The sequence below is a fragment of the Pseudomonas sp. Snoq117.2 genome (assembly GCF_900110545.1).
In the GTDB taxonomy this organism is placed as follows: Bacteria; Pseudomonadota; Gammaproteobacteria; order Pseudomonadales; family Pseudomonadaceae; genus Chryseomonas; species Chryseomonas benzopyrenica.
This window is the reverse complement of record NZ_FOED01000003.1, coordinates 440,980-459,405: the sequence shown is the minus strand read 5'-3', so window position 1 is coordinate 459,405 and position 18,426 is coordinate 440,980. Positions and strand designations below refer to the sequence as shown.

General features: G+C 64.8%; 22 protein-coding genes. 8 read left to right on the top strand and 14 right to left on the bottom strand.

What is annotated here, in order from left to right; translation table 11 throughout:
• Positions 1-9: 9 nt before the first annotated feature.
• From BMZ43_RS11490 to BMZ43_RS11455, 8 genes are all read right to left on the bottom strand, one after another.
• Positions 10-456: a curli fiber surface-exposed nucleator CsgB gene (locus tag BMZ43_RS11490; protein ID WP_256562925.1), complete on the bottom strand. Its 447-nt coding sequence runs from the start codon at positions 454-456 to the stop codon at positions 10-12.
• 108 nt (positions 457-564) lie between these two features.
• A complete protein-coding gene (locus BMZ43_RS11485; protein WP_017641598.1) occupies positions 565-1,404 on the bottom strand; it encodes a CsgG/HfaB family protein in 840 nt (279 codons plus the stop codon).
• A gap of 15 nt (positions 1,405-1,419) precedes the next feature.
• Positions 1,420-1,827, bottom strand: a complete 408-nt coding sequence (locus BMZ43_RS11480; protein WP_017641599.1) for a curli assembly protein CsgF — start codon at positions 1,825-1,827, stop codon at positions 1,420-1,422.
• Complete coding sequence (csgE, locus tag BMZ43_RS11475; protein ID WP_017641600.1) at positions 1,824-2,207, bottom strand: curli production assembly/transport protein CsgE; 384 nt, start codon at positions 2,205-2,207, stop codon at positions 1,824-1,826. Before csgE ends, BMZ43_RS11480 begins: the two co-directional genes overlap by 4 nt.
• Positions 2,204-2,824 carry a helix-turn-helix transcriptional regulator gene (locus BMZ43_RS11470; RefSeq protein WP_256204541.1) on the bottom strand — a complete coding sequence of 207 codons (621 nt, stop codon included), beginning with the start codon at positions 2,822-2,824 and terminating at the stop codon, positions 2,204-2,206. Before BMZ43_RS11470 ends, csgE begins: the two co-directional genes overlap by 4 nt.
• Positions 2,825-3,051: 227 nt before the next feature.
• Positions 3,052-4,062: an SIS domain-containing protein gene (locus BMZ43_RS11465; RefSeq protein ID WP_037064193.1), complete on the bottom strand. Its 1,011-nt coding sequence runs from the start codon at positions 4,060-4,062 to the stop codon at positions 3,052-3,054.
• 114 nt (positions 4,063-4,176) lie between these two features.
• Positions 4,177-5,598 carry a sigma-54-dependent transcriptional regulator gene (locus tag BMZ43_RS11460; RefSeq protein WP_093253534.1) on the bottom strand — a complete coding sequence of 474 codons (1,422 nt, stop codon included), beginning with the start codon at positions 5,596-5,598 and terminating at the stop codon, positions 4,177-4,179.
• Positions 5,599-5,630: 32 nt separating this feature from the next.
• Positions 5,631-7,445 carry a sensor histidine kinase gene (locus tag BMZ43_RS11455; protein WP_093253530.1) on the bottom strand — a complete coding sequence of 605 codons (1,815 nt, stop codon included), beginning with the start codon at positions 7,443-7,445 and terminating at the stop codon, positions 5,631-5,633.
• A gap of 198 nt (positions 7,446-7,643) precedes the next feature.
• Between BMZ43_RS11455 and BMZ43_RS11450 the strand changes: the two genes are divergently transcribed.
• The 4 genes from BMZ43_RS11450 (at position 7,644) to BMZ43_RS11435 (ending at position 10,114) form a co-directional block, all read left to right on the top strand.
• Entirely contained in the window at positions 7,644-7,844 is a 201-nt protein-coding gene (locus BMZ43_RS11450; RefSeq protein ID WP_093253527.1) for a hypothetical protein, read from the top strand.
• Between the two features lie 70 nt (positions 7,845-7,914).
• A complete protein-coding gene (locus BMZ43_RS11445) occupies positions 7,915-8,163 on the top strand; it encodes a hypothetical protein (RefSeq protein WP_093253524.1) in 249 nt (82 codons plus the stop codon).
• Positions 8,164-8,271: 108 nt separating this feature from the next.
• Positions 8,272-9,603: a 2-oxoadipate dioxygenase/decarboxylase HglS gene (locus BMZ43_RS11440; protein WP_093253519.1), complete on the top strand. Its 1,332-nt coding sequence runs from the start codon at positions 8,272-8,274 to the stop codon at positions 9,601-9,603.
• 61 nt (positions 9,604-9,664) lie between these two features.
• On the top strand, positions 9,665-10,114 hold the full coding sequence (locus BMZ43_RS11435) for an Lrp/AsnC family transcriptional regulator (protein ID WP_093253514.1): 450 nt from the start codon (positions 9,665-9,667) through the stop codon (positions 10,112-10,114).
• 211 nt (positions 10,115-10,325) lie between these two features.
• Here the strand turns inward: BMZ43_RS11435 and BMZ43_RS11430 are convergent, their stop codons facing one another.
• The 6 genes from BMZ43_RS11430 to BMZ43_RS11405 all read right to left on the bottom strand — a co-directional run bounded on the left by BMZ43_RS11430 (position 10,326) and on the right by BMZ43_RS11405 (position 15,776).
• On the bottom strand, positions 10,326-11,057 hold the full coding sequence (locus tag BMZ43_RS11430; RefSeq protein ID WP_256562924.1) for a TraI domain-containing protein: 732 nt from the start codon (positions 11,055-11,057) through the stop codon (positions 10,326-10,328).
• Positions 11,058-11,137: 80 nt separating this feature from the next.
• On the bottom strand, positions 11,138-12,655 hold the full coding sequence (locus BMZ43_RS11425) for a conjugal transfer protein TraG N-terminal domain-containing protein (protein ID WP_093253510.1): 1,518 nt from the start codon (positions 12,653-12,655) through the stop codon (positions 11,138-11,140).
• 16 nt (positions 12,656-12,671) lie between these two features.
• The gene (locus BMZ43_RS11420; protein WP_093253506.1) at positions 12,672-13,016 is read right to left on the bottom strand and encodes a hypothetical protein; all 345 of its coding nucleotides are present in this window, start codon (positions 13,014-13,016) and stop codon (positions 12,672-12,674) included.
• Positions 13,013-14,401, bottom strand: coding sequence for an integrating conjugative element protein (locus BMZ43_RS11415; RefSeq protein ID WP_371913871.1), 1,389 nt, complete (start codon positions 14,399-14,401; stop codon positions 13,013-13,015). The genes BMZ43_RS11420 and BMZ43_RS11415 overlap by 4 nt, the downstream gene beginning before the upstream one ends.
• A 20-nt stretch (positions 14,402-14,421) precedes the next feature.
• Positions 14,422-15,357 (bottom strand): TIGR03756 family integrating conjugative element protein, encoded by a 936-nt coding sequence (locus tag BMZ43_RS11410; RefSeq protein ID WP_093253500.1) that lies wholly within the window; start codon positions 15,355-15,357, stop codon positions 14,422-14,424.
• Positions 15,354-15,776, bottom strand: coding sequence for a TIGR03757 family integrating conjugative element protein (locus BMZ43_RS11405; protein ID WP_093253496.1), 423 nt, complete (start codon positions 15,774-15,776; stop codon positions 15,354-15,356). Before BMZ43_RS11405 ends, BMZ43_RS11410 begins: the two co-directional genes overlap by 4 nt.
• 329 nt (positions 15,777-16,105) lie before the next feature.
• Between BMZ43_RS11405 and BMZ43_RS11400 the strand changes: the two genes are divergently transcribed.
• The 4 genes from BMZ43_RS11400 (at position 16,106) to BMZ43_RS27350 (ending at position 17,953) form a co-directional block, all read left to right on the top strand.
• Positions 16,106-16,576 carry an antitoxin Xre/MbcA/ParS toxin-binding domain-containing protein gene (locus BMZ43_RS11400; RefSeq protein ID WP_160922219.1) on the top strand — a complete coding sequence of 157 codons (471 nt, stop codon included), beginning with the start codon at positions 16,106-16,108 and terminating at the stop codon, positions 16,574-16,576.
• A complete protein-coding gene (locus tag BMZ43_RS11395) occupies positions 16,573-17,082 on the top strand; it encodes an RES family NAD+ phosphorylase (protein WP_093253488.1) in 510 nt (169 codons plus the stop codon). The genes BMZ43_RS11400 and BMZ43_RS11395 overlap by 4 nt, the downstream gene beginning before the upstream one ends.
• Before the next feature lie 194 nt (positions 17,083-17,276).
• Entirely contained in the window at positions 17,277-17,831 is a 555-nt protein-coding gene (locus BMZ43_RS27355) for an FAD-binding oxidoreductase/lyase (RefSeq protein ID WP_371913870.1), read from the top strand.
• Positions 17,720-17,953, top strand: a complete 234-nt coding sequence (locus BMZ43_RS27350; RefSeq protein WP_371913876.1) for an FAD-dependent oxidoreductase — start codon at positions 17,720-17,722, stop codon at positions 17,951-17,953. The genes BMZ43_RS27355 and BMZ43_RS27350 overlap by 112 nt, the downstream gene beginning before the upstream one ends.
• Positions 17,954-18,426 lie beyond the last annotated feature (473 nt).

The following is an 18,426-nucleotide window of genomic DNA, read 5'->3' as shown; positions in this document are numbered from 1 at the left end:
TGAGTGCCATCAGCGGTACTGGCGTACCACCGTGTTCTGGTTGCTTCCGTACTGGACGATGCGGCTGGACAGGCCCGAGCCGTGCTGTTCGATGCGGGCGTTGCCCTGGGCGCCGAGTTGCAGGATGTCGGCCTGGTTGCCGCTGCCGACCTGCTCGATGCGCGCGACGTTGCCGTAGCCACCCTGGAGGATGACTGCGCTCAGCTCCGTGCCATCCTGGAGGATGCTGGCTTCCTGGGTGGCGCCACTCTGGGCGATTTGAGCGCGCAGTGCGGTGCCACGCTGGTCGATGAGCGCCTGGTTGCCTACGCCGACCTGGCGGATGGCGGCGTCGCGCCCGGCTGCGGGCGCCTGCCCCAGGTCGCCGGTCTCCATCAGATCAGCGGCCGAGGCCAGGGCATCCAGGCCGAGGGCAAGGGCAAGGACCATGGCCAGGCCGCGGGTTGGGCTGCGCATCTCTGTCACCGTCATTGCCTAAGATTCTCCGCCTGGCATTGTCCGGAGCCGCCTGGCCCATCGCTATCGCTCCAGGGAGCGAATCCCGCGGGGCCGGCGGCTTAATCCCTAGCGCCGAGTCGGCTCCAGATACTTGGTCAGCGCTGGATCGCGCGGATCGCGACCGTCGGCCACCAGCCACAGCCGCCGCTCCACGCCCTGGGCGACCAGATGGGCGACCGCCGCCTCGATGGCGGAGAGCACGCACAGCTGCGCCGGCTCGTTGGTGGTGTAGCCGGACTCGGCTTCGAGCAGCTTCTTGAATTCGATGAACTTGAAGACCCCGGCCTGGCGGCCGATGGAATAGATGGTCTTGGAGGTCATGACGTTGGCCAGCACCCGGCCGCTGCGGGTGTCGATGGCGCGCAGATTGACCGTCACCTGATCCACCCGGTACTCCTCGGACAGGCCGATGCCCAGGTAGCGCGCCCCTTCGCCGCCGCTGCGCACGTTGGTGTCGTAGGCCACCACGCCGCCTTCGAGCAGCAGGTTGGCCGCCTGCAGCGAGGGCAGCGCCTGCTGCAGATTCTCCGGCAGGTCCGGCTTGTTCTGGGTGGCGCGGATGATCTTGCGCTCGGTCAGCAGGTTCTGCAGGCCCTCGCGTTCGAGCACCACGAACCAGCCGCTGGCCTGCAGGGCGTCCACCAGCATGCTGCCGGCGCCCTGGGTCACAGCGGTGGAAAAGGAACTGGCCGGATTGGGCTTGTACTGCCCGGTCTGGTCGCGGAAGCCGTAGACGGCGGCCACCAGCGGTCCCTTGGGTGGCGGCAGCGCCAGCAGGTCGTAGTAGGTGGAGGCGCGCGGCGTCAGGGTCGGAGCGGCGTTCTGTTCGGCAGGCATGGGGTCGCGTACGCAGCCGGTCAGGACGAGGGCGGCGGTCAGGGCCGCCGCCAGGGAAAAGGCGTTCATGGCAGGCATCCGTGCTCAGGGTTGGTTGAAGCCGTTGACGGAGATTTCCGAAATCTCCCCGGTCCCGCGGTCGGTGATCTGCACAGTCAGGTTGCCGGAGTCGTCGACGATGTTGACGATGAACTGGTCGGTGGACAGGGTGCCCGAGTTGCCGTCCTTGATGTCGGTCAGCACCTGGGACAGCAGCCGCGATTCCAGCTGGCTGGTGAAGCGCTCCAGGGGCGACTGGCTGCTGGCGCTGCTGCGCAGGTCGGGATCCTTGTGACGATCCTGGGCGGTGGCGTTGTTCAGCAGGTAGGTGCCATTGAGCGGATTGCCGCCGAAGGACGGATTCACCGGCGAGTAGACCAGCTCGGTCGCCAGGGCCGGGGCGACGCCCAGGGTGCAGAGCAGGGGCAGGGCCTTCCAGGCGTGCGCGTTCATAACTCGTCCTTTTCCATGTCGAAAGTGTCCTGCAGCAGGTTTTCCAGGCGGCGGCGGGTGATGCCCTCGTGGACCTGATCCGCGGCGGCGTAGGCGGCATCCTTGAGTTCGCTGTTGTTGGGCGGAATGAACTGCCGATAGAGCAGCCGCTGCTCGTACTCCACCCAGACCAGGCTGCCCCAGCGCGCCGAGGGCCGTTCGCGCACCACCAGGTTGAAGTCCAGGTCGGTGGTGTCGGTGAGGCGGTCGGCGAAGTGGCGATAGAAGTCGTGGCCGAAGCGGGAGATGGTGTTGTCCACCAGCAGTCCCTGAATGATGTCGCCCTCGGCCCGCAGCGGGCCGGCCAGCAACAGCCCGAGCAGCAGCCAGGCGGCTTTCATCCCGGTAGATCCTGCCCGGCATGGAAGCGCAACGCCGCCTCGGCGCGGTTGGCGGCGCCGGTCTTGCGCAAGAGGTTGTGCATGTGGCTCTTGACCGTGTGGGTGCTCAGGCACAGCGCCTCGCCGATGGCGGCGTTGGACAACCCGCGGCCGACCAGCCGGAGGATCTCCCGCTCGCGGCGGGTCAGGCCGTCGGCGGCGATGCTGGGGCGCTCACGGGAGCGGCGCAGCAGGTGGGCCAGGATGGCGCGGGGCAGCCAGTCCTCGCCGGCCAACAGCGCGCCGAGCCCTTGCAGCAACTGGTCGCGGCTGGCCTGGGGGGCGAACACGCCCTGGATGGCGGGAAAGCGCTCGACCCAGGGCAGGGCCTGTTCGACGCTGGCATTGAGAAAGGCCACGGTGACCGCCGGCGCCAGGCCTTCCAGCCAGCGTTCCAGTGGCGCCTCGGGCACGCTGCCGAGATCGACCAGCACCAGGCTGGTCTCGCCGGCCGCTTCCAGCTCGCGAGCGCAGCTCAGCTCGATGCCGTGGCGTTCTTCCAGAAAGGGTTTGAGCAATTCCGCCAGGAGGACGTTTCTCGTCGTCAGGCAGACCTTGCTCGCAGGTATCGCGCGCATGTCCATATGGGCTGTCTCATCATCCGTTGCGCGCACGCTGAGACAAATCGCCGGGAGCGACAAGAAAAAATTGACCGATTTCCAGCGACTTACCGGCTCTGTGGACCGCTTGGCAGATTGCCCGTCGATCAGCCGACGGCAGCTAGCTCCAAAGACTTAGCTCTCTGGATGGAGCGGGAAATCCAGGCGCTCCGAAGGCGGCAGCGCCTGGACGCTCGAGCGCGGCCTTAGCGGGTGAGGGTGACCTTGCGCAGATGGCGCGGCTGGTCCGGATCCTGCCCGCGGGCTTCGGCCAGCAGCGCAGCCATGCGATAGAAACTCTGGATCGCCAGCAGGCCGTCCAGGTCCGGATGGCCGGCGACGGCGAGGGGCAGATCGCGCTCGGCGACCTCGTCCGGGGCGGCCAGCAGCACCCGGGCGCCGCGGCCGCGCAAGTCCCGCGCCAGTTGCAGCAAGCCGGCCTGCTCGGGGCCGCGCAGGGCAAAGATCAGCAGCGGATAGCCGCGCTCCACCAGCGCCAGGGGACCGTGCTGCAATTCGGCGCCGCTGAAGGCCTCGCCCTGCAGCGCCGAGGTTTCCTTGAGCTTGAGCGCGGCTTCCTGGGCGATGGCGAATCCGGGTCCGCGACCGACCACCATGCAGCGTTCGGCGTCGCGTAGCACCGGCAGCGCCGGCGCCCAGCTCAGCTCGGCCGCGCGATCCAGCGCCTCGGGCAAGGCGGCGCCGGCGGCGAGCAGGGTTTCGTCCTGCTGCCAGTAGGCGATCAGCCGAGCCGCGGCGGCCAGGGTGGCGATGAAACTCTTGGTGGCGGCGACGCTGTGTTCGGGACCGGCCTGCACGCCGATGGCATGGCGGCAGGCCAGGGCCAGGGGTGAGTCGATCTCGTTGACCAGGGCCGCGGTGCGGGCGCCGTAGCGATCCAGCGCCGAGAGGGTCTCGATCAGATCGGGACTGCGTCCGGATTGGGAAAAGCCCAGGGCGAGCTGGCCTTCGACGCGTAGCGGCGCCTGGCGCAGGGTCACCAGCGAAGGCGGCAGCGACAGCACCGGCAGCCCCAGGTGGGCCATGGCCAGGTAGGCGAAATAGCTGGCCGCATGGTCCGAACTGCCACGCGCCACGGTCAGCGCCAGCTGCGGCGGCTGGGCTCTGAGGTCGTCGGCCAGAGCCGCCAGGGCCTGGTCGATGGTCGCCAGTTGGCGAGCGACCGCCGCACCGCTAGCGGCGGCTTCTGCGAGCATGAGCGAGGTCAAGAGGGTCTCCTTGCGCGAACGCCTGTTACACGACGTCTGTTGCATGACGCCTGAGTCCCTTACTCTGCCACTCCCGGTCAGGCGCGACCAGCCGACCTTGGCCTAGTCGCCTTCGTCCGCCGCACCGCCGGTGAATTGCAGGTCATGCTTGCGCAGCTTGTCGGACAGCGTCTTGCGCGGCAGGCCCAGGGCTTCGGCCAGGCTGCGCAGGGAGGCGTGGGGCCGGGCCAGTTCGCGCTGAATGAGTTCGCGCTCGAAGGCCTCGACCTGCTCGCCCAGCCCGGCGGCCAGGGCGGCCGTGGCGGGCGCTGCCGCGACGGGTGTCGGGCTCATGGGCGCCAGGGGCGCATAGGCGCTGTTGTCCAGGGCCAGGTCCAGGCCCAGGGCGAAGCGCTCGGCGGCGTTCTGCAGTTCGCGCACGTTGCCCGGCCAGCTGTGGGCGATCAGCGCCGCGCGCTGCTCGGCATCGGCCTCGCGCACCGGCGTGCCATGGCGCTCGGCGGCGGCCAGGGCGAAGTGGCGGAACAGCGGCAGGATGTCCTCGCTGCGCTCGCGCAGGGCGGGGATGCGCAGGGTGGCGACATTGAGCCGGTAATAGAGGTCGGCACGGAAGCGGCCCTGGTCCGCAGCCTGGCGCAGGTCTTCCTTGGTGGCGGCGACCACCCGGATATCCAGCGGGATCTGCTGGTTGGAGCCGAGGCGCTCGACCTTGCGCTCCTGCAACAGGCGCAGCAGCTTGACCTGCACATCCAGGCTCATGCTCTCGATCTCGTCGAGAAAGAGGGTGCCACCGCTGGCGTATTCGAACTTGCCGATGCGTCTCTTCTGGGCGCCGGTGAAGGCGCCCTGTTCATGGCCGAAGAGTTCGCTTTCCACCACGGATTCGGCGAGGGCACCGGCGTTGATGGCGACGAAGGGGCCATCACGGCGATTCGACAGGTCGTGCAGGGCACGGGCCACCACCTCCTTGCCGGCACCGGTCTCGCCGTGGATCAGCACATCGGCCTGGGTCGCGGCGAGGGCGCCGATCTGGTCACGCAGCCGGGCCATGCCCGGGGTCTGGCCGATCAGCCGGGTCTGCAGTTCATGGCGCTCGGCAAGGGCCAGGCGCAGGCTGCGGTTCTCCAGCACCAGATGGCGGGCGCTCAGGGCACGGCGCACGCTGTCGATCAGGGCGTCGTTGGCGAAGGGCTTTTCCAGGAAGTCGTAGGCCCCGGCGCGCATGGCCTGCACCGCCAGGGGCACGTCGCCGTGGCCGGTGATCAGCACCACCGGCAACTCGGCGTCGCGCTGGTGCAACTGGGCCAGCAGCTCCAGGCCGTCGATGCCAGGCATGCGGATATCGCTGACCACCACCCCGGGCCAATCGCGCACGGCCGCCAGCTCCAGGTCCCGGGCATCGGCCAGGGTCGTCACCTTGAAGCCGGCCAGGTCCAGGGTCTGGCTCAGTGCCAGGCGCAGGTGGGCGTCGTCGTCGATCAGCAGGATCTGGCTGGCGGGATCGAAGGGGGGCAGGGCGTTCATGACTAGGACCTAAGGTAGAGGGGCTAAGGTGTTCAACCGCGGACTTCTTCCTGGGGCACCGAGGCGACCCCCGGCTTGCCATGCAACAGGTAAAGGCGCACCTCGGCACCGCCATCGCCATGGTTGGACAGGTGCAGATGGCCACCCAGGGTACGCAACAGGTTATCGCAGATCGCCAGGCCCAGGCCGAGGCCCTGGGCGGTGGCCTTGGTGGTGAAGAAGGGCTCGTGGGCGCGGGCCAGGGCCTCGCTGGAAAAGCCCGGACCGTTGTCTCTCAGGATCAGCGTCACGCCGCGCTCGTCTATGCTGGTGGTCAGCCACAGCCGGCGGGTGCTGGTCTTTTCCGCCAGGGCGTCGAGGGCATTGCTCAGCAGATTGCTGATGATCTGCCGCAGGCGGGTTTCGCCGGCCTGCACCCACAGCGGCGCATCGGGCAGGTCGCGGATCAGCTCCACCTGCATGGCCCGGCGCCGCGCGGCGACCAGCGCCAGGGCGTCTTCCAGGGCGCCCTGCAGGACCACGCTCTCCGGCGCGCGGCGGGCGCCGCGGGCATAGGCCTTGAGGTGGGCGATGATGTTGGCCATCCGCGTGGTCAGCTCGCCGATCAGCTTGAGATTGCCGCGGGCGTCGTCCAGGCGATCGTGGTCGAGCAGCACGACGGCGTTTTCCGTGTAGCTGCGAATGGCCGCCAGTGGCTGGTTGAGTTCGTGGCTGATGCTGGCCGACATGGTCCCCAACGCCGACAGCTTGCCCGCCTGCACGGCTTCGTCCTGGGCGCGCATGAGTTCGCGCTGGGCCTGTTCGCGGTCATGGACCTCCTGTTGCAGCCGGGCGTTGAGCGTCTGCAGGTCGCGGGTGCGCTCCTCCACGCTCAGCTCCAGGTCACGCTTGGCGCGGGCATCGAGTGCCAGGCGCTCGATGAAGTGGCGCCGCCTCAGGGTCATGACCACCAGCAACAGCAGCAGCGCCAGCAGGGTCGCCGCGCCGACGTAGAGCGCACTGCGCACCTGGCGCTCGACCATCTCCCGTGGTGCCAGGATCCGGGCGGTCCAGCCCACCTCGTCGAGGTTGCGGGTCTGGGTCAGCCAGTCGCCAGGCACCAGGGTCAGGGGGGCGGGATTGGTGGTGGGGTAGGGCCGGTTGGCATTGACCTGCTCGCGCTGGCGCTCGTCCAGCGGATGGGTGGCGCGAAAGCGCCAGGCATCGTGTGAGGTAAGGATGACCACGCCCAGGTCATCGGTCACCAGCAGTTGTTCGGGGGCGTTGCCCCAGAGCCGTTCTGCGCTGTCCAGATCGACCTTGACTACTACCACGCCAATGGCGCGCCCGCCGTCGCGCACGGCGGCGGCGAAATAGTAGCCGCGCTTGCTGGAGGTGGTGCCGAGGCCGAAGAAGCGCCCCGGCTGGCCTTGCATGGCCGCCTTGTAATAGGGCCGGAAGGAAAAGTCGCGACCGACGAAGCTGTCTGGCTGGCGATAGTTGGAACTGGACAGGCAGGTGCCGTCATCCTGCATCAGGTAGATGACATCGGCCCCGGTCCGCTGGCGGATGTCTTCCAGCATCTGGCTGGCGGCGTCCTGGGCGCTGCCGTCGCCTTGTCCTTCCAGGGCATGGCGCAGCACCGGCAGATCGCCCAGCAGGTCCGGCAGCACCTCGTAGCGCCGCAGGGTGCCCAGCAGGTTGGCGACATAGAGGTCCAGCGTCTGGCCGTTCTGCTCGGCCAGTTGCGCCTCGTAATAGTGCTGGGCCGCATAGCGCAGCGGAATCAGCAGTAGCGTCAGACCCAGGGCCAAGAGCAGCAGACTGCTCCAGCGGGGGCGCTTGGGAAGGTGAGGACTCTTGGGCATGCGCGGCTACGATGAGGGGGCGTTCCGGCATTATGCCCAAGCCGGGCCCTCGGCGAAGAGATCGCCAGACTGTTAACGCCTTGGCAGTCGACTGAAATATCTTGTTACCGATAGCCCTGGCTGTGGAAAGGGACACGGTTTTACCAGGCGAAAGGCGGCTAACTGAGGCTGCAATCAGCCACCGAAGGAGTGACTTCCATGAAAAGCACCACCCTCTGCCTGACCCTCGCCGGCCTCCTGGCCACCTCCGCCGCCTTCGCCCAGACGGCGCCGGCCGATCCGGCAGCGCCGCCTGCCGCGACGAGCAACAGCCCGGCTAAGACCGGCAAGCAGGCCACCACCCATCACAAGAAGGTGGCGCACAAGAAGGTCCACAAGGCCAGCACCAGCGGCAGCTGACCCGCGGCGCGGCACCTCCCCGCGGGGGAGGTGCCTAAAGAGGAGTGAATCCGCCCAGAGGAGTCCTCCCATGCGCAAGTCCCTGTTGCTTCCCACTTTGATCCTGGGTCTTGGCCTGTCCGGTGCCGTCCTGGCCCAGACCAGTCCGACCAATCCCCCGGCCACCCCCGCGCGGCCCGATTCCACCAGCAGCCATGGCATGGAAAAGGCGCCCAGCACCGGTGTCGGTGCGGCTGATAATGGCTCCAGCAGCGGGTCGGGCAGTGATACCGGCACCGACCACGTGAAGAAGCCGAAGACCCAGCACAAGGATCACTAAGGCATCCCGCCCATTCCCTCGGGGAATGATCCAATGAGCAAAGATCGCTTGAGCAGCCCGCGTGGGCATGTCGAAATCGGCTTCTAGCTTGAGCCAGGAGCCGCTCCCATGACCGCCGCGTCGCTGCTTTCCCCGGACTTGATCCGCACCCGCTTTTCCCAGGCCATGTCGGCGATGTACCGCCAGGAGGTGCCCCAGTACGGCACCCTGCTAGAATTGGTCGCCGAGGTGAACGCCGGACAGCCGGGCTTCGCCGGAGACTCTGCGGAGCGCCTGGATCTGGAGCGCCACGGTGCCATCCGCGTCGGCACCGCCGCCGAACTGGCAACCCTGCGCCGCCTGTTCGCCGTGATGGGCATGCAGCCGGTCGGCTACTACGACCTCAGCGTGGCCGGGGTGCCGGTGCATTCCACCGCCTTCCGCCCGATAGAGCCAGCCGCCCTGCAGGTCAATCCGTTTCGCGTCTTCACCTCACTGCTGCGCCTGGAGCTGATCGAAGACGCCGAGCTGCGCCAGCTGGCCGAAAAGGTCCTGCACGAGCGCCGCATCTTCACCCCGGGCGCGCTGGAGCTGATCGAGCGCGCCGAAGCCCAGGGCGGGCTGACGGATGCCGAGGCCGCTGCCTTCGTCCAGGAAGCCCTGGAGACCTTTCGCTGGCACCGCGAGGCCAATGTCGACGCCAGCCTCTACCAGCGCCTGCACGATGCCCACCGCCTGATCGCTGACGTGGTCTGCTTCAAGGGTCCGCACATCAACCACCTGACCCCGCGCACCCTCGACATCGACGCGGTCCAGACGCAGATGCCCGCCCGTGGCATCGCGCCCAAGGAAACCATCGAAGGCCCGCCCCGCCGCCAGTGCCCCATCCTGCTGCGGCAGACCAGCTTCAAGGCGCTGGAAGAACCCATCCTCTTTCAGGGCGAGGTCCAGGGTTCGCACACGGCGCGCTTCGGCGAGATCGAGCAGCGCGGCATCGCCCTCACGCCGGCCGGTCGCCAGCGCTACGATGAACTGCTGCAGGAGGTCCGCCAGCGCAGCAAGGCGGCCGGCAGTGACTATGCGACGGTACTGGCCGAGGTGTTCCAGGCACTGCCCGACAGCTGGGATGAACTGCGCCGCCAGGGGCTGGGCTGGTTCCGCTATCGCGTGGCGCCCGGCAGCCAACCGGCGACCGATAGCCGCGATCCCGAGGCCCTGATCGCGGCCGGCCAGCTCCTCGCCGATCCCATCACCTACGAAGACTTCCTGCCGGTCAGCGCCGCGGGCATCTTCCAGTCCAATCTGGGTGCCGACAGCCAGCAGGAATACCAGAGCGGCGGCAATCGCGCCGCCTTCGAAGCCGCCCTGGGTGCGCCAGTGCTCGACGAGATGGCGCTGTACGAACGCCAGCAGCGCGAATCCCTGGATACCGCCCTGGCTGCCCTCGGCCGCCCCGCCTAGAATGTCGGCTCCCGCGTCGGCGCCCCCCGGCCCCGACGCCCGCCCCCGGCAGGCAGCCACGATGTTCACCAAACTTGATCCGACCGACTGGCAGCTCATCCACCTGCTGCAACAGAATGCCCGTGCCTCCAACGCCACCCTGGCCCGCCAGCTGGGCCTGGCGCGCACCACCGTGGTCACCCGCCTGGCGCGCCTGGAGCGCGACGGCATCATCCAGGGCTACGGCCTGCGCCTGGGCTCGGAACTGGAACAGGCCGCCGTACGCGCCTACTGCGCCATCAGCGTTCTGCCGCGCAGCACCGCCGGTGTCATCCGCGCCCTGGAAAAGATGGTCGAGGTCGAGGAGGTCTCCTCGGTCAGCGGCCAGTTCGACTACCTGGCCTTCCTGCGCTGCACCACCCACGAAAAGCTGGACGAACTGCTCGACCGCATCGGCAACCTCGACGGGGTCAAGCAGACGCAGACGTCGATCATCCTGAATCGGAAGATTGACCGGCGCAGTGGCACTTAACAACCTTTTCAGGGAATGATTAGCGGTTTGGATATCGGTAGTTCGTAGAAGGTCTGGTTTGTTGTCAACTCATGTAGGCGTACCACGACAGTTCACTGCTGGTATCTGCGGTGTTTGTCCTGTAGGCATCTAGCGCCTGGTGGGCGCTAGATTATGGTGCCCAAGGCCACCTGTTTGAATTGTGAAGCTTGCGCGCCGATTAGCGCCCGATTCAACAGGCGGCTTGGTCCATGACCGCCTGTGCGGCCTGAAAGGTCAGGTCGCCCAGAATCCCGGCCTGCGCTTCCTGTCCGCTAATCATGAAAAGCAGGTTCGTCCATAGCGTTTCATAGCTACAGAGCCAGGCGAGCAGGTCTGCATCCAAGACGTGGCTGTACATTAGGGCAGTGGCGGCGCTGTGGAGGCGATAGGGCTGTTCAGGCGGGTAGTAATAGCGGTAGGACCGACGCAGCGGACCCTGCCAGGGGTACCACGGTGTACCATCGTCATACTCTACAGAGAGATCGACCACCAACTTGCCAAGGTCCTGCAGGAGCGCTGCATAGGCAACGCCTGCCGTCCAGGCTTCAGCTTGCGCTGCCTGCTCCTCGGGCGGCGCACCGATTGGTAGCAGGCAAGCCTGACGCAGACGCAGCGCATAGCAGACCCGGTACAGGGCGTGGTCGAGCATGCCGCCTGCATAGCGGTACGGCCCGTCCAGGGATACCGGAAAGGCCTGGACCAACTCGGCGTAGCGCTGCAGTGGCGTCCGGTACAAGCGATCAAATTGCTCACGGGATACCGCGGTTCGCTGCCAGATCTGGTCCATCAACGTCTGGCGTTCGGGGCGTTCCAGTAATTCCGCGCCGGGTAGAGGGTGATACAAGCCATCACTCGCTAAGGCTGGGATATCAGAGGCCGACGATACGGCCGCATGGAAGTGGCGACGCCAACGCATAAACATGGTGAGCGCTCCTGGGGTGTGATAGATCTGAGCCGCTTGCTTGCGAAGTCTGTTTGACGTAATGGCAGGTCCAATGGCCATCAGCGCATCCCCTGCCGAACGGCGTCCGTCCCTCTGGCGCCAGCGCCGCGCGCATCCTGGGTACCGCTCGCCAGTGCCTGAAGGGCCGCGCCGACGCGCACGCCAACCCAGGTCAACGCGGTCATCCAGAACGTTGGAAAGGCGATAAACATCGTAGCCATGACGAAATTCAGTAGGAGGTCGCCGAAGGCGTTGTTCAAGCCAATCAGCGGATCGAAATTTCGGTGGGGACGTCCGGCGCCAAAGCCCCAACCATAGAGAGCATCTAAGATGGTGCTGTCGAGCCAGCGTGCCAGTTGAAACCAGAACTCCACAAAGAAGAGCGCGAACTGCACGGTGCTGAGCGTCATCGTGGTCTTGAGGTCGTAGGTGCCTATGACCAGCAGCAAGGGAAGGCCAATCACCAGCGCCATTTTCAGCAGCGACAGCACCATCGGCAGTGCCTGACGCACGACGTCCATGGCGGGAAAGAACCCCAGGGATCCCAAGGCTAATCCCGTGTCGCCAGCCAAGCGTGCGGCCATGTTGGGCAGAGACATATCCACCTGACCACCATAGTCGGTATAGACCTGACCCTGATTGAGCTTCTGCTGCCGCGGCGCGACGACGGCGCGTATGACCGCATCGTCTACGGTCTGCCGGGAGACAAAGCCTGCCCACTGCGCCAGACGGTTCAGCAGGCCGGCATCAACCTGGGTCAGCAATCGCTCGCGCAGCCCGCGTCCTGGATCGGACCACCATTGGCGACAGGTGGGATAGCCCGCACCATTCGCCCCCGGTGCCAGGCCTGCATCACGGCTCGCTTCGTAAGGCCAGGCGGTGCGTGGGGTACGCGCCCGGTCAGTGTCGTAAAAGCCGGGTGAGTTGAGAAAATAACGAGAGCCGATCCAGGTGACGTCATAACGCTGATTCGCAGCCAGGCCAGAGCGCTGCATGAACAGCCGGGCGCGCGAGGGGCCGTAGCACTCACGCGTGAAGTCGGCTACCTCCTGTGCGAGCAGTGGATCGGCAATGCGGGTGGCATCAAGCTCCATACGGATCTGTCGCAAATCCGTACCGCAGGGAATGGCCGCGATGGCCGCGCCGGTGACGGCCTTGGACAGCGCATGCACAAAGAACCACCAGACCGGTATTAGAGCCTGCTGTCCATTGAGCTGGGTATAGCTTAGGGCCCAGCCGGTCTTGGCAGGGGCTGCAACATCGACCTGGCATTGGCGAGAGCGGGTCATATCAAACTGAAGGGTGTTCAGCGATACCGGGATCATAGGAATCGCTGCAAAGGCGATGACGCCGATCGCCAGGAGCATGCGGCTTTCGATGCGTCGGGTAGAGAGCAGGCTCTGCTGACTTTCATCGCCGCTGACGGTACGGGCATGCAGCCATTCCTGGACCACGATCAGTAGAAAGGGCAGCGCAAAGAGACCGCTGGCCAGCAAGAGATTCCAGATGCCGTTATGGATAAGCCAACCGACCAGGGTGAGGTAGTACTCAAGGTAATCCGTGGTGTAGAGCGTCATGACATGAGTGTCCTCACTACACGGCGTGGGCCCAAAGGCGCCATTCCGCAACCGCCAGCGTCGACAGGGCGAGGCCTTCCAGCAGGTACAGCCGTACCACGCCGCGCGATGTCCCTTCGCGGGCGCGTACCCGTTGGTGCAGCCCATACCAGCCCCACACCGTGAGGCCATACAGGCACAACCGCCACAGCAACAGGATCGTCGCGTGCGCCTCCAGCCAAGCGGTCCAGGCCTGTAGCCGGTCTAGGGAGGGTTGGCCGAATTGCGGTGCCAGGAGGAACACCACCAGGAGCACCAGCGCGGCCAGTAAGCGACGCCGCAGGCATTGTTTGCGGACCGCACGCCAAATGAGTCGCCTCATGGCGCATCCTCCTGAGGGGCCTGAATCACATCCAGGCGGCGGGGCGCGGCATCACCCTGGAAGATGCCGCTTGAGCGAGCGGCGCGTTCGCGCTGGCGATCTACCACGCGCGATGCCGCATTGGTCGTCAACGTCCTGCGCAGCTCCAGCTCGGTCTTCAAATTACCGACCTCCTGGGTCAGGGTTTCCTGCTCAGTACGAAGGGTGCGCGTGGCGATCTCATTTGCGGCGACGTTGGGCTCCTTAAGGCCGGTCAGCAGCAACCGCTGGAGCAACAGCGCTTGCTCCACGACGCGTGACAAGGCCACCTCGGAAGCGAGGCGCTCGCTCAGTACGTCTCGGTCCGGCTCATCGCGCAAGGCCTCGATGACGCCTCGGGTGACGGGCAGTGCGCGGCTACCGGCAGCGGTGAGCTGCTCGGAGGTGGTCGGCGTGGTGCCTGCGACGAGATCGCGCAGCGCGTGCAGGACCTTGTCGTACTCCTCCTGGATCAGCGGCGTTAGGCCTACGCCGGGTGTGGTTTGGGTCTTGGTGCACTGCGTACAGGTTCTGAGTTCGCGCTCTCCCAAGACTCGATTGGCCCAGGCGGTCGCGGTGTGGGGCGACGGCCAGACCTGACAGATCAACCGGTCGTGGCACTGCGCGGGGTCCAGGTCGGTGGTCTCTTGAGCATTTCGCCCGTTGAGCAGGTTGTAGCCTGCCCGGGTGACATCGCTGATCAGGCGGATCGGGGGCTGATCACGTCCTCCTGCTGGCGCTCCGGCCACCCAGGGCACGCCCTGCTGACCCCCGCGGGTTTCAGCCTGCTCAACCGCAGACACTCCGTCGCGACTGGCAAGGGTTTGTTTAAGCGCCATGCCTTCGGCCAGCTGATCCCATCCGGCGCTTCCGCCTGCAAGATCTGCCATGCGACCGGCCAGGGCGCGGCAACTGGCCTTGGAGCGATCGAAGTCCAGGCGCGCCTGCAGGATGCCGTTGGTGAGGAGGTTATACAGGGCAGGATCTGCCCGTTGGATGATGAGCGCGGGCAGTGAGGCCACCGCGCTGGTGGCGTTCTGGATGACGTTGTTCATCAGGCTGTGAAAACCGTTGGTGACGCCATTGAGCTGGTTTTGCACCGTGGTCGACAGGCTCATGTCGCCGCAGACCAGATTGCTGTTCCAGCCAACGCCCACACCCAGGCTCTCCATGTTGCCCGCCGGGCTCATGGACACCGCCCGGCCGCCGCCAATGCTGTAGAACACCTCGTCACTGAAGACCGGTCCGCTGAGGTTGATGCCTGTGTTATCCAGGCGAAGTGATTGCGCGCCACTGCTGGTGAGCAGCAGCATGCCTGCGGCGAGGTGCAGAGCCCGCCAAAGGCCCATTCGATGAGGAGGGGTCATGGAGATACCTACTGAGATCGCTACAGAAAGTCCTGGCTGCCCAGCAGCACCTGGCCCTGGCGCTCACAGCAGGCATAGGGGCGCCACAACGCCCAGGCGTAGTCGCCCTGCATGGCCTGTGGCCCTGCTTGGTCATGCGGGAACACCACGCAGGTGGACGAAAGCCGAGGCGCCAAGGGCTGCCACCTACCGGTTTGGGCATCGCCCTCTTTGAGCGGGCCGGCGGGCCAGTAGCCCGGTTGCGGCTGCGCCCGCAGCGGCTGGTAGACGTGGGGCTGCCCCTCGCGTGTGACGATATCGCCTGCGCGCTGGGCGATGACTGCAGCGCCCTTGTAGTCATCGGCTTGATGCACAAAGCCGGTCCGGGGATAGACGGTGCCCCAGAGGTTGGCCTGCGCGCGGGTGCCAATCTCCCGTAGGCCGGGTGACAGCGCTTCAGGATAGGCGCGCTCGGGTACGCCATATCGCCAGGCCAGGGTATCGAGGGTGCTGAGCAAATAGGGTTTGAACGGCGTCCCGGCGCCACCGCAGGTGTAGCCAAACTGGCCGGCATACTGACCCAAGGCCGCAGCGCCGGGATGACCGATCACATCCGCATTCTTGAACAGGGCGAGGTTGTTTTCATGAGCATCGGCGCTGGTTCCTGCGCTGCCTGAGCGCGCCATGGCAGTCGCCGGACTCAGTGCACGAAGGGCCTGCCACGGATTTTCACCCGTGTTCGAATAGCTGGTAACGACCGCGTCCGGAACGTAATGCCTGACCTTGAGCGAGGTGCGAACGCTACAGCCGCTTAAGGTGCAATAAAGCCAGTAGCAGATGCCGACAACGCGGTACTGCAGGCAGTCGGGTGAGGCCACCGAAGCCACGATCGCTGGGGTATCCAGCGCCAAAGCCGCGGTCGTGCAGACAAGGGTGCCGGCCAGCAGCAAAGGACGCAGGCGAGTAGAACGCTTCATGGCCGGCGGCCCTGCTGGCGTTCGATGCGTGTCACGGCCCGGGCCACGTTCATATCGCCATAGACGACGTAGCGGTGATCAACCACTACGGCCGGCAGGTGGGTAAGCCCCAGATGCCAGGCCTGTAGGAGGTCTTGGTAGGCATTGGCTAGTTGCTGGGCGAGGGCTGGCGTCTGTCCCAGACGATGGCGAACCCTTTGTTCAGCAGTCGCAAGGTCGGGTGGTAGGTCTCGAGAAAGCTCTCCTTGCAGTCGCGCGGCCTCGTCGAGCAGGACGACACGGGCACCTTGAGTCTGGGTGAGCGGATGGTGGCGGTCCGTATAGGCCACAACGTCCACAGCCTCTGCGCGAAGGCAGGCTAGCCCCAGGACCAAGGGGCCCAGATAGGCAGGGCGATACCGGGCATTACGAAGGGTCATGGCGGCAGTCGTCTCCAGGCGCGGGGATATGCCTAGTTCAAAAGACGACGAAGCCAAGTACCAGAAAGAATAGGGAAGCGGGCCTTACCGGATTTTTAGCGACGTTTTTGCTTGACCGCGCATGCGGTCAGCACCGGAGAACACCCTTTGTGAGCTGCAGTGATCGACGCTCAACACATACTCAACTGGCAGCGGGTCTGGACCACGCTGCCCCATGCTGCGTAAGGCTGGAATGAGCGCTAGGCCAGCGCGCAATTGCTCATAGGTGTAGTGCATCATGCGCCAAATGGCGGTACTGTATACGTCAAATGACGCCAGAGGGTTTTGTCATGACTACTGTCACCAGTCGGTCGACCAAAGACTACAACCTAGCTAAGCCGACATGGTTTCTCATCCACACTGATGCTGGCCAGCTTAGTGATTACGACATCTACAAACGCACTACAGAGGGCTTTCACCGTCACGATGTAGATGCATTGATTTCGGCATATCAGCCTTTGGCGCACAAAAAGATCACCAGCCGCATCATTGGCAAATCGATCCGTACGCTGCAACGCCAGAACAGCGCAGGCCGCTCCGAAAGGCTGGATGCTCTTCAAAGCGCTGTCGCGTTTCAGTATGCCAAGGTGCTGGAGGACGCAATCAATGTGTTCGGTGACCAGCAGCTTGCAGAGCAGTGGTTGAGTCGGCCCTGTAAGTATCTCGACGGAGACATTCCTTTAGATGTGATCCATAACCCGATGGGGTTTCAGGCGGTCGAAGACTATCTAGAGCGGATTAAGTACGGGGTCTATCAGTGAATGCTTTGCCTTGGTCGGGAGCGTGGCATGCCTGGCGCCTCGACCGTGCTGAGTTTGCGGACACATGGGACAAAGGAATCGGAGCTCATAAGGTGGGTGGCCGATGGAATCCGCCGGGCCGCCACGTTGTGTACGCGGCTGCGGATCCTGCTACCGCGATCTTGGAAGTCGCGGTCCACACCGGGTTTGACCTGCTGGACATCGTTCCGCATGTGCTGACTTGCTTCACCGTGCTTGATCCAGACCTGATCAAGGTCGTGCAACCCGAGGACATTCCTAACCCCAATTGGTTAACTGGTGCACGGCCCTCTCCAAATCAGTGTCAGTTCGGGGACAACCTGTTGGCTAGGTACCCCTTTGTGATGATCCCCTCTACAGTGTCTCGACACTCATGGAATTTACTCATGAGCTGCGATTTGGCAGAAGACGCTTACCAACTGGAGGGGCAGGAGCGTTTTGGCCTTGATACGAGACTGCTCGCTAAACAACGCGAGTGGAAAGCGTAACCAGACTTACAATTCTTGCGGCTATGTCGGTATCCGGCTTGCTGTTGCCAGTGGCATAGCGCTGAAACCTGCGTTTCGGCTTACCTGGACGGTTCGATCGGCTTTAATCCTCTCAGCGTAGGTGCTGAAACGCAGCGCCCGTCATTGCCAAAGGTGCTCAAGCGGTCGGCGCGTCTATTCATTAGCAGTGCACTGTGCGGGGCCTTGAACTCACCAATGGTCGCGTCACGGGCGTCTGGACAGAACATGGTTTGATCAAGGCTTCCACCGTGGTGTGCGCAGGAGGCGCCTGGAGTTCGCGACTGCTTCGCCAGCACGGCATCGAGCTGCCGGTTGCCAATATTGTGGGTACCGCGCTGCGGACGACAGCTGCGCCAGAAATCTTGTCTGGCTGCGTGAACACGCCGGACTTTGCACTGCGGCGTCGCCTTAATAGCGCTTATACCGTGGCCATTCACGGGTACGGTCGAATGGAGCTGGCGCCTCAAGGTATGCGCTACGCGGTCAAGTTTTATGAAATGTACCGTTCAAAGCTAGCCAAGAAGCTCAAGCTACGGATTGGACAGAGCTTTTTAGCGGTCTTGAGGCGCTTGAGAGCTGGAGGATGGATCAGGTATAGCCCTTCGAGAAGATCCGTATCCTTGATCCAACCCCTGACCGTGAATCTCTGGCTATGGCCATCACGCGGCTTACCAAAGAATTTCCCGCATTGGCTGGCATCCAGGTCGCGCACGCCTGGGCAGGCCTGATCGATACGACGCCAGACATCGTGCCCGTCATCTCTACTGTTGAGGGCTGTCCAGGATTAGTCATAGCGTCGGGCTTTAGTGGCCACGGCTTGGGATCGGGCCAGGCGGGGGGCGGCTGGTGAAAGAGCTGGTCATGAACGAGACGTCTTTCGTTGACCCTGCACCCTATCGGCTGTCGCGGTTTAGCGATGGCTCGAGCATTCGCCGGCCTGAGATGATGTAAGGGTTGCCCTAGGCCTGCGGACGGGATGGCGCTCAGGGCTAGGATGCCCATGATAGTTCGCTAGCCCGCGTCGTCGTCCGGTACGACAGCCGTTGGTGATAGGCGCAGCTGTACCGACGCGCAAGCTAATGAACGGCGAGGTGGCGCTGGCAGATGTCACTCGCTCGATCAGCGATATCAAGGAGCGCAATGTTCTGAGTGCCACAGTTTCGGACGAGCAGGCCCGAGTTGCCCGCTCTGTGGATCACAACCTTATGAGTTTCCGCAGTCTCTGCCTCTAGAGCGCCGCTGGCGTGCCTCAGCCTGCAGCGGCTGCTCTAGAGGTGTCGCGGTTAAGGATAGATATGAATGGTTTGGTTAGCTTCTTTGTGG